The sequence below is a fragment of the Azospirillum sp. HJ39 genome (assembly GCF_041507355.1).
In the GTDB taxonomy this organism is placed as follows: domain Bacteria; phylum Pseudomonadota; class Alphaproteobacteria; order Azospirillales; family Azospirillaceae; genus Azospirillum; species Azospirillum thiophilum.
In genome coordinates, this window is the sequence record NZ_CP167905.1 from 1,245,894 (window position 1) to 1,261,775 (window position 15,882).

Sequence of the window (15,882 nt, forward strand, 5' to 3'; positions counted from 1 at the left end):
GCGCAAGGGGCGGTGCTGCAAAGGCGGGTCCGGCCGGAGCTCAGCCGACTTCGGCCGTGTTGCGGGCGGCCGTGTTGCGGGCGGCCGTGGGGGTGGTTGAAGAGGCGTGGCCGGCGGGTGGCTTGTCCGGCGGTGGCGGGTTGTCCGGCGCTCCGGCACCAGCCCCGGGCTCGGCGCTCCGCTCCGACGTCGCGTCTGCCAGGATGCGGGCGTAGCGGGCGACGGTGTGCGGCGTGACGTTGACCAGCGTCCCGGTCCCGCCGCCGCCGGCGACGAGCTGGGCGACCTGGAACAGCGCGCGGCCCTTTTCCAGGACCTCGCCCGGCAGCATCCACAGGATCGAGTCGATGTTGGAGGCCAGCCATCCGGGCTTGCCGCTGCGCGCCAGCCGGCGTTCGGCCGCCCGGACCTGGGCCGTGTTGCGCAGCGTGTAGAAGGGCGACCAGCCGTCCCAGTCGCCGGCGGTGAAGGGCAGGGCCACGAAGCCGCCGTCGACCAGCGCCGGTCCGGCGGTGCCGAAGCCGGTCTTGGTCCACATGTAGTCGAAACCGGCCGCGCGCACGGCGGCGGCGATCTCCGGCCGGATCGGGCCGGGACGGGCGCTGTCGTAGGGGCGCCATGCCTCGTAGAAGCGGTCGAGCCGGTAGCGGCGCAGCGCGTTGCCGATCAGGCGCCGGGCGTCCATCGCCGGGGGGGAAGCGGGCGGCGCAGCGTGGGCCGGGGCAGTGTGGGCAGAAGCAGTGTGGGCAGAAGCAGTGTGCGATGGCGCGTCTTCGGACGCGGCGGCGCCGGCGGCGGGCGTCTCCGCCGGGCGGGGACGGGGGGAGATGCGCAGGACCGGGCGGCCCTCCTCCCAATGCAGGCGCGGCGTCCGGCCGGGGACCAGCGGCGCGTCCACCAGCGGCCACCAGCCGCGCGGCATCAGGCCGGGCGGCAGCATGGACGCCACCTCGGCCCGTGCGTCCGTCAGCAGGCGCCCCAGCTCTCCGTCATCCATCTCGCCTTCGGCGCAGACGCCGCGGCCGGTGCTGCCGAGCAGGAGCTCCACCCGGCCCAGCACGCCGCCGCGCTCCTCCGGCACCGCCAGCAGGGCGAGGTCGGCCGGGCTGGACTGGGTCAGGCTGTCGACGGTGACCACCAGCCCGCAGCGCAGGCCGGTCGCCGCCACCAGATCGAGGATGCGCGGGATGCAGTGCAGCTCGCGGATCATGCCCGACCACAGCACCAGCGTGGTCAGCACCCGCCCCTCCGCCGCCCAGCGGCGCAGCGTGGCGTCGTCGGGCTCGAAGTCGGCGACGGGCCGCGGCGGCTCGGGAATGCGCAGCGGCAGCGCGGCGGTGCTGGCGAAGGGCGGGTCGGGATCGACGATCTGCAACCCGCGGCCCAGCCGGCCCAGCGCGAAGAAGTCGTGGTCGTCGAACTGCCGGCCATAGACCGGGTCGGCCCCGGCGCGGATCAGGTCGGCGGCACGCTCGATCGCGTCGGTCTGCGGCCGGCCATAGAGCGGCAGCAGGCGCTTGGCCGCCGCCAGCGGCAGCTGCGCCGCGATCAGGTCGGGGTCGCCCAGCAGGGTGCCGCGTCCCCAGGCGGCATGACGGCGGGCGAGGCCGGCGCTGAAGCTGGCATAGCTCTCTCCCGCCACCTTGCCCTCGACCGCGTCGAGGCCGCCGGGAAACCGGCGGGCGCGCACCGGGTCGACGCAGAGCCCGACGAAGCGTTTGGCCCCCAGCGCCTCCAGCCGCTCCCGCAGGGCCGCATCTGCCCCGGCCTCGATGCCGAGGCAGGGTTCCGCCATCAGGCGCGGGTAGAGGAAGGGGGCGGCGACGATGCCGAGCGGGGTCTGCGGCGCCATGTCCAGCACCGCCACCTCGTCCGGGACCGGCTGGGCGAGCAGGCGGAAGGCGGTTTCGTAAAGGGCTGCCGGGTCGTTGCTGCGCAGCGCGCACTCGCCGGAGGATTCCACCACCGGCCACAGCGGCGAGGCCGGGTCGCCCAGCGCGACGACGCGGTAGCAGGTGGTCAGCCACAGCGCATGATCCAGGTGCCGGCCGCCGGCCATCAGGCTGCCGGAGCCGGTCGACTCGGTGCGGTTGCCCTCTTCCCAGCCGCCGAAATGGCGGCCGCTGCGGCGCCCGTCGTAATAGAGGTCGAAGGTCCAGCCGGCACGCTCCGCCGCGGCGGCCAGCACCGGGGCGACCGCGACACGGTGCGGGTCGCCGCCATGGGCGAGATAGAGGAGAAGGGGGGGCTTCGTCACGACGTGAATCCCTCCGGAGACAGCCCTGTCGGCGCCTGTCCGTCCGGGCCGCCGCGCCTGCACCACCACAGGTGCCATTTCGCCACCCCCGGCGGACCGAAGCGGTCGGTCTTCTGCAGGGTCAGGCCGGTGGCGGCGATGGCCTTGCGCATCTCCGGCGCCCAATGGTGGCGGACCAGCGCCTTCCATTCCGGCAGCACGCCATGGCAGCGCATGGTCGCCAGCAGCCGGTCGGGCCGCCAGCGGTAGTAGCTGGGATATGCCACCACCCAGAGCGGGTTGGCGTTGGTGGTGTCGCAGGCGATCCGGCCGCCGGGCCTGACCACCCGCCGCAGCTCGCGCACGCCGGCCTCCAGGTCGGGCAGGTGGCAGAGCAGATCCATGGCGATGACGAGGTCGAAGCTGTCGTCGGGGAAGGGAAGCCTGCGGGCGTCGGCCTGCTGCACGGTGAGCGCGGGAAAGCGCTCCTTCGCCTCGCGCAGCATCTCGTGCGAGATGTCGACCAGCGTCACGTCGTGGCGGTCGGCGAAGGGGCCGGTGATGCGACCGTAGCCGCCGCCGACGTCGAGGATGCGCAGCCGCGGCGACCGGTCCAGCTCCGCCGCCACCGCGCGCCGCTTCTCGTCATAGATGCGGTAGAAGGGCGTGGTCGGGTGGTCGGGGCGGAAATGGCGGCGGTAGCCGTTGTTGTAGATGCCGGAACTGGCGGCCTGGTTGCGTTCGGCCCCGGCCTGCTCCAGCAGGGATGCCACCCGGGCGGCGACGCCGTCGACGTCGAAGTCCCGGGCACGCTCCAGCCCGGCGGCGGATGCCGCCTCCAGCCCGGCGCGGTCGGCCAGCCGGGCGATCAGCATGTCGCGCAGCGGCGCCGCCTCCCCCGGCGGGACCAGCCAGCCGCTCCGCCCCTGCTCGACGATCTCGGGGAAGCCGCCGCAGTCGCTGGCGACCACCGGGACGCCCAGCGCCATCGCTTCCACCACGACGAAGCCGAAGCTTTCCCACAGCGACGGGACGACGGCGAGTTCGGCGCGGGCCACGACGGCCAGCGCGTCGTTGCGCGGCAGGGCGCCCAGGAAATGGACACGGCCGGCCACCGGCGCCACGTCGCGGCGGAATTGGCCGATGACGGCGGCGCTCGCCGGATCCTCGCCGCCGACCATCACCAGATGCAGGCCGGGGTTTGCCGCCAGCACGTCGGGGATGGCGCGGCCGAGCGCGGCGATGCCCTTGCGCCCTTCCAGCCGGCCGAAGAAGACGATGAAGCGGTCCGGCAAGGGAACCGGCGGCGTGCCGCTGCCGGCGGCCCGGACCGCGGCGAGGTCGATGCTGTTGGGGATCACCTGGATCAGTTCCGGTGCGATGCGCCAGTAATCGGCGACCCGCTGGGCGATGGCGCGGGTTGAGGCGTAGATCGCGGCGCTGCGCCGGGTCTGGTCGCGCTCCAGCGCGTTCAGCAGATGGGTGTGCGGCCCCCAGGGCTGCGCGTTGGTGTCCGCCACCATGCCGGTCGGGGTCGCCAGCCGCGTCACCACCGGAATGGTGCTGAAGCGGGTCAGCCACCAGGCGTCGGCATCGAATTCGGCCGCGTGGACCACGTCGGGGCGGAAGGAGCGGACGGCCTCGGCCAGCCGGCGGTTGGTGCGGAAGCGGTCGAGCACCGCCTGCATGCTCGGGCCGGGATCGACGCGCTGCACCGTCACGCCGTCCTCGACGGAGATGCCGGCGGCAGCCCCGCCCCCCTTCCAGGGGGTCACCACCTGGACCGCATGGCCCAGCCGCGTCAGCGCGCGTGCCATGGTGTGGGTGTGGGTGGCGATACCGCCGAGCTTTTCGCCGGGTGGGTATTCGGGCGTCAAGAGCGACAGTCGCATCGTGGGTTTCCTCTGGGCCGGTGGGTTCGGGTCGCTTTCCGGGCTATTCGCCCGGCTGTCTGAACGGGCTATTCGCCCGGCTGTCTGAACGGGCTATTCGCCCGATGGCCCGGCCGGGGTGGCGGCGGCCGGGAGCGGCTTGTTGAGCAGGCGCCGCGGCATTGCCGCGACGACCGCCGGATCGGGCAGGAAGACCCGCCAGGGCAGGCCCGTCGCACGGCGGTAGAGCGCCGCCGCGGTGACGAAGACCAGCGCATAGGCGACGCTGGACACCAGGGCCGCGGCGACCAGCCCGCCGTCGCGCAGGAACAGCAGCAGGCCGGCCAGCGTGACCGCCATGCCCAGCAGATGGGCGACGGTGGCGGTGAAGGGCCGGTTCTCGGCATAGAGCCCGTTCAGCAGGATCGATGCCGCGGCATAGAGCACCGCGCCCGGCAGCAGCAGCCGCAGCGGCAGCACGCTGTCGGCGAAGGCCGGGCCGTAGACCAGCCGGATGGCGACGTCGGCGAAGACGAACAGCCCGCCGGCCAGCAGCCCGCCGACGGCGAAGGTCGCCTGCAGGCTGTTCAGCACCAGGACGCGCCCCGACCGGCCGCGGCGGGCGGCGGCGGGCATGACGACGGTGGCGAGCGCCCCCGACAGGCTGACGATCAGCCAGGACAGGCTGGTGGCCAGCGCGTACAGCCCGACCTGCGCCGCCGGCAGGTAGGCCGGGATGATCAGCAGGTCGAGCCGCTGGGTGACGACGCCGCCCACCACGTCGCCATGGGTGCGCAGCGCGTACCAGGCGGTGCGGCGGCCGAGCGCCAGGTCGGGCCGGCCGATGCCATGGCGGCGGATCAGCAGCGCCGTCGCGGCGACCAGCACCAGCGTGCTCATCGCCGCCTGGGCGGCGACCGCGGTCTCCACCGTGAAATGGCCGGCGGCCCAAAGCGCCACGTAGGCGGCGGCGACCCCGGCCGGCTGCAGGAAGTTCAGCGCGTTGAAGGCGCGGAAATCCTGGTCGCCCAGCAGCAGCCCCAGCATCAGTTCCGACAGAAGCGCCAGCGCGATCATCGGCAGATAGAGCCGGGCCAGCTCCAGCGTCTCCGCCGGCTGGGCGGCCAGCAGCGTCGGCAGCAGCAGCAGTCCGGCCCCGATCGCCGCGGCGGCGACCGGCATCAGCATCAGCGCCCAGCTGGTCAGCAGCCGCCCGCCCACCGACGGATCGCGTGACAGGGCATAGGTCACGGCCTTGCCGCAGCCCATGCCGAACAGCCAGCCCAGCAGCTGGGTGGTGGTGAGGATCGCCGCGAGCGCCCCCCGCCCGTCCGGCCCCAGGTTGCGGGCGACCAGGATGCCGGTGAGCAGCCCCAGCCCCATGGTGGCGGCGGTGACGAGGATGGTCGCGGCACCGTCCCGGGCGAAGCTGCGCCGGGCCGGGCCTGCCGCCGCGGGCCTGCCGGTGGAACCTTTGTGCATTGCGCTTTCACCCCCGTTGGTGTCCCGAGATGCGTCGGTCCTGCGTCATCCCGCCGGCGTCAGGCTCTTGTCCGGGATTGGGCGCCGGCCCCTCCCCCGAGGCTGCGGCGATGGGCTTGGCGACTTGCGGTTGATCTCATCCGTTGCCCGCATGCCGAGTAAGGAGGTCGGTCAAGTCAGAACCTCCCTGGAAACCTCCTTGCAAGATTGTGGGTGTGGCTAACAAAAATCAGAGACGGTGCAAAATCTACGTCGACGAAACAAACATCCGGGAATACCGTTATTCAGTCTTGCTGGATTTGTTCTTTCGCATTTGCACACCGAACGGTAGTGGGGAACCGCGGCAACGGTCAACGCCGCTTTCGGAACTGTTCTTCCCACACACTGCAAGGGTATTTTTCTCCGACCCCTCGATAGCGCTTTACCGGAGTTCTAGCGCATCTTTCGAGTGTCGATTGTGCCGGACACCAATTTCACAGCGGATGGAGTACCCCACCGTCCGGCGGGCGGCGCACGGCTGGAGTGGCAAGCGCGCCGCAGCACTCCGCCCCCAGGGGTGTGGCGGCGGGCAGGGTGCCCCTTCGATGCCCATTGGAAAACCCACCCGGCGAAATGCCACCGGGCGAAGTTGCGTCAGTGCGTGCCGGCCATGCGGGCTCCGGCCGTCCGGACGGCGGTGGAGCCGCGTACGATGCAGGTGCCGCCCAGCACCAGGCGGCGGCTGGGGCGGTCCGGCGCCTCCAGCCGTTCGAACAGCAATGCCATGGCGGAATGGCCGATGTCCTGCACCGGCTGCTCGATCACGGTCAGGCCGGGGCCGACCAGCTCGGTCCAGGGCTCGTTGTCGAATCCGGCGACTGCCAGCCCGTCGGGGATCGGCAGCCCCAGCCGGCGCGCCGCCTTCACCACCCCCATCAGGAACAGGCTGTTGGAGACGACGAAGGCTTCCGGCCGGTCGGGTTCGGCCATCCAGCGCACCACCGCCTCCTCCGCTGCATCGGCGTAAGGGGCGAGGAAGCGCGCGGCGGGCGCCAGCCCCCGGGCCGACATGGCGGCGCGATAGCCCTCGTGCCGTTCCAGGCCGGTGGTGCTGGTGTTGCCGAACAGCCCGGCGATGCGGCGGTAGCCCTGGGCGTGCAGATGCTCCACCAGCATCGCGGCGGCCTGCGGGTTGTCGAGCACCACGGCGTCGTGGCGGCCGGTCGGTGCGTTGCGGTCGATCAGCACCACGGGGAAATCCAGGTCCAGCCCGTCCAGCCGCTCCAGCGTTGCGCGGGTCGGAGCGAAGATCAGGCCGGTGATCCGCTCCTCCTGCATCAGGCGCAGGTACAACTCCTCGCGCTCCGGATTCTCGTCGCTGTTGCACAGGATGACGCGCATGCCGGCGCGGTAGGCCGCATCCTCCACCGCGCGGCTGACGGCGGTGAAGAAGGGGTTGCGGATGTCCGACACCACCAGCCCGATGGTCTGCGAATGCTGCGAGCGCAGCCGCCGTGCCGACAGGTTGGGGCGGTAGCCGGTGGCCCGCACCGCATCCTCGACCCGCTTGCGCAGCGTCTCGCTGACCGGGCCGCTGCTCAGCACGCGCGACACGGTGGCGACCGACACGCCGGCAGCCTGGGCCACGTCCTTGATGCTGGCGGCCTTTCCGGAAACGCTCATGTGCAGACCGTTCGTTTGGGTGGGGGCGTTTGGGTGGGGTAGCCCGATGGAGGGAGGCGATCTTACCGATGCCCGCCCCGGTCCGGCCAGGGGTGGCGAAATATGAAAACGTTTCCATTGCCTTGTCCGAAACATCCCCCATTTTGCGGCCATAGACAAGCCGTTCTTCCCTGAAAACGCCTTATGTTGCAACGCAACAAGCGTTGACAGGTCGACTGTAATCGTTTTCACTGATCCACAACAGGTCACACAAAAACACGCGGAGGAGACGGTCGCCATGGCACCCGACACGCACCCCCTTAGCCTGCCCCCGGATCTGATCCGCCTGGGCGCCCGCCCGGCCGGCAAGGAGGCGGCGATCCGTGAGGCGGCGCAGCTGCTGATCGCCGCGGGCTGCATCGACCCGGCCTATGCCGACAGCATGATCAGGCGGGAGACGGTGGCGAACACCTTCCTCGGCCATGGCGTCGCCATCCCGCACGGCATGGTCGACGACCGCGATCTGGTCCGCCGCAACGGCATCGCCATCCTGCAAGTGCCGGATGGCGTGCTGTGGAACGAGGGGCAGACCGCCCGGCTGGTCGTTGCCATCGCCGCCCAGTCCGATGCGCACATCGCCATCCTGCGCCGCCTGACCCGCCTGATGCAGGACGAGGCGCGGCTGAACGCCCTGTTCAGCACCGCCGATCCGGCCGAGCTGGTCGCCGCCCTGTCGGACGATTCCCCCGCCGCCGGTCCCGCGTCGGACGCCGGCGACCTCGCCGAGAGCTTCGAGTGGGTGGTCGATTACCCGACCGGCCTGCATGCCCGTCCGGCTGCCGCCTGGGTCGAAACCGCGCGCACCGCCGCCGGCCGCGTGCGCATCCGCCATGGCGGCGAGGCTGCCGACGGCAAGACGCTGGTGGCGCTGCTGCAGCTCGGCCTCCGCCCCGGCGACCGCGTCACCGTGTCCACCGACGGTCCCGACGCGCTGGCGGCGCTGAACCGGCTGCGCGCCACCATCACCGGCCTCAGCGCCCGGGAGAAGGCGGACGCCGCCGCGGCGGCGCGCAAGGCGAAGGCGGCGGTGCAGGGCTGGACGCCGCCCGCCGCGGCGGATGGGCGCGCCATGCCCGTGGTCGCCGGCCTCGGCGCCAGCCCCGGCCTCGCCATCGGTCCGGTGCATGTCCTTCCCAAGGCCGACCTGACGGTTCCCGACCGACCGGTCCCGCTGCTGGAGGGCGGCAACCGCCTGCACGAGGCGCTGACCCTGACCCGCCAGCAGCTGAAGGCGCTGGCCGACGACACCGCCCGCCGCCTCGGCCCGGCGGAGGCCGGCATCTTCACCGCCCAGGCCGAACTGCTGAACGACACCGATCTGGTCACGCTGACCTGCCAGCTGATGGTCGAGGGGCATGGCCCCGGCTGGTCGTGGAACGAGGCGGTGGAACGCAGCGCTGCGACGCTGGCCGCCAACCCGAACCCGGTGCTGGCCGGCCGCGCCTCCGACCTGCGCGACGTCGGCCGCCGGGTGCTGACCCGCATCGACCCCGACCTGCGCGGCGGCTCGATCCGCGACCTGCCGGACGGCCCCTGCATCCTGGCCGCCGACGATCTGTCGCCGTCCGACACCGCCGCGCTCGACATGGGCCGGGTGATCGGGCTGGCGACGGCACAGGGCGGCCCGACCTCCCACACCGCGATCCTGGCGCGCACGCTCGGGCTGCCGGCGATGGTGGCCGGCGGTGCGGCGCTGACCGGGCTGGCGAACGGCACGCTTGCCATCCTCGACGGCCAGTCCGGCCGCCTCTACCTCGACCCGGCCGAAGGCGACCTCACCGCCGCCCATGGCTGGATCGAGGAGCAGCGCGTCAAGAAGGCCCAGCAGGAGGAGCGGCGCGGCCTGCCCGCCCGCACCCGCGACGGCCATACGGTCGAGATCGGCGCCAACGTCAACCGGCCGGACCAGGTGCCGGTCGCCCTGTCGCAGGGGGCGGAGGGCGTCGGGCTGATGCGCACCGAGTTCCTGTTCCTGGAGCGCGGCGACGCCCCCGGCGAGGACGAGCAGTACGAGACCTACCGCGCCATGCTGGAGGCGCTGGACGGCCGTCCGCTGATCGTCCGCGCGCTCGACATCGGCGGCGACAAGCAGGTGCCGCACCTGCATCTGCCGCACGAGGAGAACCCCTTCCTCGGCGTGCGCGGCGCCCGGCTGCTGCTGCGCCGGCCCGAACTGCTGGAGCCGCAGCTGCGCGCCCTCTACCGCGCCGCGAAACACGCCCGCGAGGGGGCGCTGTCGATCATGTTCCCGATGATCACCACGCTGCGCGAGATCGAGGCGCTGCGCGCCGCCTGCGACCGAATCCGGGCGGAACTGGACGCCCCGGCGGTGCCGCTCGGCATCATGGTCGAGGTGCCGGCCGCCGCCATCCAGGCCGACGTCCTGGCCCGCCATGTCGATTTCTTCTCCATCGGCACCAACGACCTGACGCAGTACGCGCTGGCGGTCGACCGCCAGCATCCCGAGCTGGCGGCGGAGGCCGACAGCCTGCACCCGTCGGTGCTGCGCCTGATCCGCATGACGGTGGACGGGGCGGCCAGGCATGGCCGCTGGGTCGGCGTCTGCGGCGGGATCGCCGGCGACCCGTTCGGTGCGGCTCTGCTCGCCGGCCTGGGCGTGCGCGAGCTGTCGATGACCCCGCGCGACATCCCCGGCGTCAAGGACCGCCTGCGCGACAGCGACCTTGCCGGCCTGCGGGCGCTGGCGCTCCGCGCCGTCGACTGCGAATCCTCCGACGAGGTGCGGGCGCTGGACGGGGGTGCGTCATGACCGGCGGGGCGGTCGGGACCAGGCCCGTCGTCACCGTCACGCTGAACCCGGCCATCGACCAGACCATCACGGTCGACGCGCTGAAGCCGGGCAGCGTCCACCGGGCCAGGGCGGTGCGGCACAATGCCGGCGGCAAGGGGGTGAACGTCGCCAGCTGCCTCGCCGACTGGGGCACGCCGGTCGTCGCCACCGGCCTGCTTGGCACCGGCAACGCCGCCCCGTTCGAGGCGCTGTTCGCCGCCAAGGGCATCGCCGACGCCTTCCTGCGGCTGCCGGGCGAGACGCGCGTCAACATCAAGATCGCCGACCTCGCCGCCAACGACACCACCGACATCAACCTGCCCGGCCTGAGCGCCGATGCCGATGCGGTGCCCCGGGTGCGCGAGACGGTGCTCGGGCTGGCGGAGCCGGGGGTGCCGGTCCTGCTGGCCGGCAGCCTGCCCGACGGGGTGCCGGCCGACGCCTATGCCACGCTGACCGCCGAGCTGACGGCGGCCGGCTGCCGCGTCGTGCTGGACAGCAGCGGGGCGCCGCTGGCGGCGGCGCTGGCCTCGACCGGCGCGCTGCCATACTGCATCAAGCCCAACCGCCACGAGCTGGAGGATTGGGCCGGCCGGCCGCTGCCGACCGACGCCGACCTGCTGGACGCGGCGCGCGGGCTGCACCGGCGCGGCGTCGCGGTGGTGGTGGTCTCGCTGGGGGCGGATGGCGCGCTGTTCGTCGGTGGCGAAGGGGACGATGAGGGTGCCGTGCATGGCCGGCTGCCGCCGGTCGCGGCGCTGAGCACGGTCGGGGCGGGCGACGCGATGGTGGCCGGCCTGATCGCCGGCTTCCTACAGGGCGACGGGCAACCGGGGGGCGGACTTGAGACGGTGGCGCGGCTGTCGGTCGCCTTCGCCGCAGCCAAGCTCGGCCGGTTCGGCCCGAACCTGCCCGACGCGGCGACGGTGCGGGCGCTGGCCGCCCAGGTGACGCTCAGCACGCTTGCCTGACCAGGGCATCCGACCGGGGCATCCGACCGGGGCATCGGAAGACAAGCAACACAGTGACAGGGGCGGGCGCAGACCCGCCAGGAGGAAACCATGGCGAACCTGTTGGCAGTGATCGCGGCGGGCGATCTCACCACCCAGGCCGTGCTGGCGGCCGAAGCCTTGCGCAAGGCGGCCGCGTCGCTCGGCCACCGCATCCAGGTGGAGATCCGCTCCAGCCTTGGCATCCAATCCCCGCTCGACGCCGCGGCGGTGCCGGCGGCCGACGGGGTGATCCTCGTCGGGAGCGGCGACTTCGACGACGGCCGCTTCGGCGCGCTGAAGCGCACCGCCGCCCCGCTCGACGCCGTGCTGGGCGATGCGCGCGCCGTGCTGGAGGGTGCGCTGGGCGGTGCCACCGCGCCGGCAGCGGCCGGCCCGCGCAGGATCGTCGCCATCACCTCCTGCCCGACCGGCATCGCCCACACCTTCATGGCGGCCGAGGGCATCCAGCAGGCGGCGACCGCGCTTGGCCACAAGGCCAGGGTGGAGACCCAGGGGTCGGTCGGCGCGCGCGACACGCTGACCGACGACGAGATCCGCGAGGCCGACATCGTCCTGATCGCCGCCGACACCCAGGTCGACCTGTCGCGCTTCGCCGGCAAGCGGGTGTTCATGAGCGGCACCAAGCCCGCCATCAACGACGGCAAGGCGCTGGTGACCCGCGCGCTGGCCGATGCGACGGTCCAGGACGCTTCCGGCGGGCGGGCCGGCGGGCAGCCAGGCGGCGGCGCGGTGCCGCTGGCCGATGCGGTCGCCGCCGGCAAGGCGGAGCGCTCGGCCCAGCGCACCGGCCCCTACAAGCATTTGATGACCGGCGTGTCCTTCATGCTGCCCTTCGTGGTGACGGGCGGCCTGCTGATCGCGCTGGCCTTCGCGCTGGGCGGCATCTACGTCTATGAGGAAGCCAACGCCGGGACGCTGGGCTACGCCCTGTTCCAGATCGGCGCCAAGGGCGCCTTCGCCCTGATGGTGCCGGCGCTGGGCGGCTACATCGCCTATTCCATCGCCGACCGGCCCGGCATCGCGCCCGGCATGGTCGGCGGCATGCTGGCCGGCAGCATCGGCGCCGGCTTCCTGGGCGGCATCGTCGCCGGCTTCATCGCCGGCTACGGCACCGCCTTCCTCAACCGGCACATCAGGCTGCACCGCAACCTCGAAGGGCTGAAGCCGGTGCTGATCCTGCCGCTGCTGGGCTCGCTGCTGACCGGCCTGATGATGATCTACGTCGTCGGCACGCCGGTCGCCGAGGCGCTCGCCTGGATGAGCGCCTGGCTGAAGGGCATGCAGGGCAGCAGCGCCATCCTGCTCGGCCTGCTGATCGGCGCGATGATGGCCTTCGACATGGGCGGCCCGGTCAACAAGGCGGCCTACGCCTTCTCCACCGGCCTGATCGCCAGTCAGGTCTACACCCCGATGGCCGCAGCCATGGCCGCCGGCATGGTGCCGCCGCTGGGGCTGGCGCTCGCCACCAAGCTGTTCGCCGACCGCTTCACCAACGAGGAGCGCGAGGCCGGCAATGCCGCCGCCGTGCTGGGCATCGCCTTCATCACCGAGGGCGCCATCCCCTTCGCCGCCCGCGATCCGCTGCGCGTCATTCCGGCGCTGATGATCGGCGGCGCGCTGACCGGCGCCATCTCCATGGCGATCGGGGCCGAGCTGAAGGTGCCGCACGGCGGCATCTTCGTCCTGCCCATCCCCAACGCGGTGACGCATCTGCTGGGCTATGTCGTGGCGCTGGTGGTGGGAACCGTCGTGACGGCGCTGGCGTTGCGCCTGTTGAAGAAGCCGGCCGCCGCGGTGGCGGTGGCCAAGCCCGCGCCCCAGGGGGCCGGCGCGCACGCCTGATCCGTCCTGCGGAACCGGATTTTCGTCTCCTCCCGAACTTCCCCCTTTCCGCCCCGGCGGAGAGGGGGAATTTTTTTGAGGATTCCGCGCCAGCTTTTGCCGGCCCGTCCGTGTGAGTGGTCACGACATCGCCAGGAGTGACCGACCCATGCTCGACGAGAAGCCCGATGTGATGCTGGGCAACATGCTGCTGCATGTGAACCTGCTGGCGCTTGGCACGCTGATGACCAAGATGATGGCGGAGATGTTCCGCAAGGCCGACGACCCGGCCGGCAAGGCTGACGAATGGCTGCGCCTGTTCGAGGCGACCGCCGCCCAGATGACCTTCGCCGGCGAGACGCCGGAATGGAGCGACCTGACCGCGCAGGAGTTCCGGGACGTCCTGATGCAGCACATCCACCGCGCCCGCGCCATGGCGCTGGGGCAGGAGTGCGACCCGGCGGCCTATCTGCGCCATCATGCTTGAGGGGCATGGCCGACAGGGTCGGACCGGTCGAAGCCGCGCATTGAACTGACCGAAGTTCCGCAAGAAAAGTAGCAGAAGCGCGCAGGAGTCGCCCGGCAGCACCGTACCAACGAACAGACGCGGTCCAGACACCGCGGACAAGTTCACAGACGGGACGGCGACGACCATGGACGGGAACGCGACCAGGCGTACCGACAGCTTGCTGCGTCTTGCGGTCCAGCACCACAATGCCGGGCAGACCGAGCGGGCGGAACGGTTCTACCGCGAAATCCTGCGGATCGACCCGGCGCACGGCGACGCCGCCCATCTGCTCGGCCACATCGTCTTCCAGGATGGGCGGCGGACCGACGCCACCCGGCTGTTCGACACCGCGGCGCGTGCCAACGCGCTGGTCGGCTCCTACCATCTGGCGCTGGGACAGGCGCTGATGGAGGAGGGGCGGGTCCCCGCCGCCCTGGCCGCCGCCCGCCGCGCCCTGACGCTGAACCCCGACGATGCCGACGCGCTCTGCCTGCTGGGGGCAATCGCCGGGCGGCAGGCGCGGCCCGCCGTCGCCCTGCGCTGCTACCGGGCGGCGGCACGGCTGGTGCCGGGCTTCGCCGAACCCCGGCTCGGCATGGGCCGGGCGCTGGAGGATCTGCGCCATGCCGACGCCGCGCTGGGCTGCTACCGGCTGGCCGCGCGGATGCGGCCGGACGATGCCGCGGTCCGCATCGCGCTGGCCAACGCCCTGCGCCGCTGGGGCCGCCCGGCCGAAGCGGCCGCCGCCTATCGCGAGGCGGTGCGGCTGGGCGCCGGCAACGGTTCGGTCTGGGCCAATCTCGGCGCCACGCTGCAGAGCCTGGGCAAGGCGGCCGAAGCGGAGGCGGCTTACGTCGAGGCCTTGCGCCGCCAGCCCGACCATGCCGAGACCCGCAACAATCTGGGCCTGCTGCTGCATGCGCTGGGCCGCCACGGCGAGGCGCGGGAGCGGTTCCGCGCGGCCTTGGCGCTCGATCCCGGCCATGTGCCGGCGCTGGTCAATCTGGGGCTGGCGGAAGCGGCGCTCGGCCGCTTCGACCGGGCGGAAGCCTGCCAGCGCCGGGCCATCGCCCGCGACCGCCGGCAGGCGGAGGCCTGGAACAATCTGGGCAACGCCTGCAAGGCGCAGGGCCGCCGCGACGAGGCGGAAGCCTGCTGGCATCGCGCGTTGGCGCTCAATCCCGGCTTTGCCGACGCGCTCGGCAATCTCGGCGCCGAGCTGTCCGACCGCGAGGCGTTCGCCGACGCGACGGTGCGGCTGAACCGCGCCATCCGGCTGATGCCCGGCCATGCGCCGCTGCATGCCGTGCTGGCCTATGCGCTGAACGGAGCCCAGCGGCCGGCGGACGCCACGGCGGCCTGCCGCCGGGCGCTGACGCTGGCGCCGTCGCTGGCCGACCCGCTCTGCACCCTGGGGCTGGCCGAACAGCGCCAGGGCAGCGCCGATGCCGGGCGTTGGTTCGAGCGTGCGGTGGCATCCGCCCCCAACCATGCCTTGGCCCGCTTCAACCGCGGCCTGCTGTCGCTGGAGCGCGGCGCGCTGAGCGACGGCTGGGCCGACTACGCCTTCCGCTTCAAGGCCGGGCGCGTCCGGCCGGAGCGCCGCTTCACCATTCCCGAATGGACGGGCGAGCCGCTGGACGGCAAGCGCCTGTTCGTCTGGCGCGAGCAGGGGGTGGGGGATGAGTTCCTGTTCGCCTCCTGCTATCCCGACCTGATCAGGATGGCGGGGACGGTGGTGGTCGAATGCGAACGCCGGCTGGTGCCGCTGTTCGCCCGCTCCTTTCCCAAGGCCATGGTGCGCGCCGAGCAGCCGCCCTGCGGCCTGACCGAGCTGGAGACGATCGGCTGCGACTATCACATTGCGGCGGGATCGGTGCCGCGCCTGCTGCGCGAGCGGCTGTCGGCCTTCCCGGCCCGCTCCAGCTGGCTGTTCGCCGACGGCAACCGCGTGGCGGATTGGCGCGAGCGGCTGGACGGTGCCGGCGACGACCTCCGCGTCGGCATCAGCTGGCGCAGCCAGCTGATGACCGCCGAGCGCCGCGGTGCCTATCTGCCTCTCGACGAGTGGGGTCCGGTCTTCGCGGTTCCCGGCGTCGCCTTCGTCAATCTGCAGTATGACGACTGCCGTGCCGAGATCCTGGCGGCGGAGCGCCGCTTCGGCCAGCCGATCTATGGCTGGAACGGGCTGGACCTGCGCGACGATTTCGCCGAGACGGCGGCGCTGGTCTCCGCGCTCGATCTCGTCATTGCGCCGGCGAATTCGGTGGCGGAGCTGGCCGGCGCGCTGGGCGTGCCGGTCTGGCGCTTCGGCGCCCGCGACTGGACCCAGCTCGGCACCGGCGGACGTCCCTGGTATCCGTCGATGCGGATATTCCAGCCGCTGGCCGGGCAGGGGCTGGGCCATGCGCTGGAGCGTATCGCGGCGGAGCTGCGGCGGGTTGCGGGGGCCGTTTGAG

9 protein-coding genes are annotated in these 15,882 nt (G+C 72.5%); 5 read left to right on the plus strand and 4 right to left on the minus strand.

The genetic code is table 11. The features are described from left to right. Positions 1–40 precede the first annotated feature (40 nt). From ABMY26_RS05910 to ABMY26_RS05925, 4 genes are all read right to left on the minus strand, one after another. Positions 41–2,257 carry a hypothetical protein gene (locus tag ABMY26_RS05910; RefSeq protein WP_372394557.1) on the minus strand — a complete coding sequence of 739 codons (2,217 nt, stop codon included), beginning with the start codon at positions 2,255–2,257 and terminating at the stop codon, positions 41–43. Continuing rightward, on the minus strand, positions 2,254–4,128 hold the full coding sequence (locus tag ABMY26_RS05915; RefSeq protein ID WP_372394558.1) for a glycosyltransferase: 1,875 nt from the start codon (positions 4,126–4,128) through the stop codon (positions 2,254–2,256). Before ABMY26_RS05915 ends, ABMY26_RS05910 begins: the two co-directional genes overlap by 4 nt. A gap of 93 nt (positions 4,129–4,221) precedes the next feature. Next, complete coding sequence (locus ABMY26_RS05920; RefSeq protein WP_372394559.1) at positions 4,222–5,589, minus strand: oligosaccharide flippase family protein; 1,368 nt, start codon at positions 5,587–5,589, stop codon at positions 4,222–4,224. Positions 5,590–6,222: 633 nt separating this feature from the next. Continuing rightward, positions 6,223–7,251, minus strand: a complete 1,029-nt coding sequence (locus tag ABMY26_RS05925) for a LacI family DNA-binding transcriptional regulator (protein WP_372394560.1) — start codon at positions 7,249–7,251, stop codon at positions 6,223–6,225. Positions 7,252–7,528: 277 nt separating this feature from the next. On the opposite strand from ABMY26_RS05925, the gene ptsP reads away from it, so the two are divergent. From ptsP to ABMY26_RS05950, 5 genes are all read left to right on the plus strand, one after another. Next, positions 7,529–10,060, plus strand: coding sequence for a phosphoenolpyruvate--protein phosphotransferase (gene ptsP / locus ABMY26_RS05930; protein WP_372394561.1), 2,532 nt, complete (start codon positions 7,529–7,531; stop codon positions 10,058–10,060). Beyond that, the gene (pfkB, locus tag ABMY26_RS05935) at positions 10,057–11,052 is read left to right on the plus strand and encodes a 1-phosphofructokinase (RefSeq protein WP_372394562.1); all 996 of its coding nucleotides are present in this window, start codon (positions 10,057–10,059) and stop codon (positions 11,050–11,052) included. The genes ptsP and pfkB overlap by 4 nt, the downstream gene beginning before the upstream one ends. Before the next feature lie 90 nt (positions 11,053–11,142). Continuing rightward, on the plus strand, positions 11,143–12,936 hold the full coding sequence (locus tag ABMY26_RS05940) for a fructose-specific PTS transporter subunit EIIC (protein ID WP_372394563.1): 1,794 nt from the start codon (positions 11,143–11,145) through the stop codon (positions 12,934–12,936). Between the two features lie 148 nt (positions 12,937–13,084). Continuing rightward, complete coding sequence (locus ABMY26_RS05945; RefSeq protein WP_372394564.1) at positions 13,085–13,402, plus strand: hypothetical protein; 318 nt, start codon at positions 13,085–13,087, stop codon at positions 13,400–13,402. 166 nt (positions 13,403–13,568) lie between these two features. Beyond that, complete coding sequence (locus ABMY26_RS05950) at positions 13,569–15,881, plus strand: tetratricopeptide repeat protein (protein WP_372394565.1); 2,313 nt, start codon at positions 13,569–13,571, stop codon at positions 15,879–15,881. Position 15,882 lies beyond the last annotated feature (1 nt).

Coding starts and splice junctions, on each gene's coding strand:
- ABMY26_RS05915 (WP_372394558.1), bottom strand. CDS start 4,128: ATGCGACTGTCGCTCTTGACGCCCGAATACCCACCCGGCGAAAAGCTC.
- ABMY26_RS05920 (WP_372394559.1), bottom strand. CDS start 5,589: ATGCACAAAGGTTCCACCGGCAGGCCCGCGGCGGCAGGCCCGGCCCGG.
- ABMY26_RS05925 (WP_372394560.1), bottom strand. CDS start 7,251: ATGAGCGTTTCCGGAAAGGCCGCCAGCATCAAGGACGTGGCCCAGGCT.
- ptsP (WP_372394561.1), top strand. CDS start 7,529: ATGGCACCCGACACGCACCCCCTTAGCCTGCCCCCGGATCTGATCCGC.
- pfkB (WP_372394562.1), top strand. CDS start 10,057: ATGACCGGCGGGGCGGTCGGGACCAGGCCCGTCGTCACCGTCACGCTG.
- ABMY26_RS05940 (WP_372394563.1), top strand. CDS start 11,143: ATGGCGAACCTGTTGGCAGTGATCGCGGCGGGCGATCTCACCACCCAG.
- ABMY26_RS05945 (WP_372394564.1), top strand. CDS start 13,085: ATGCTCGACGAGAAGCCCGATGTGATGCTGGGCAACATGCTGCTGCAT.
- ABMY26_RS05950 (WP_372394565.1), top strand. CDS start 13,569: ATGGACGGGAACGCGACCAGGCGTACCGACAGCTTGCTGCGTCTTGCG.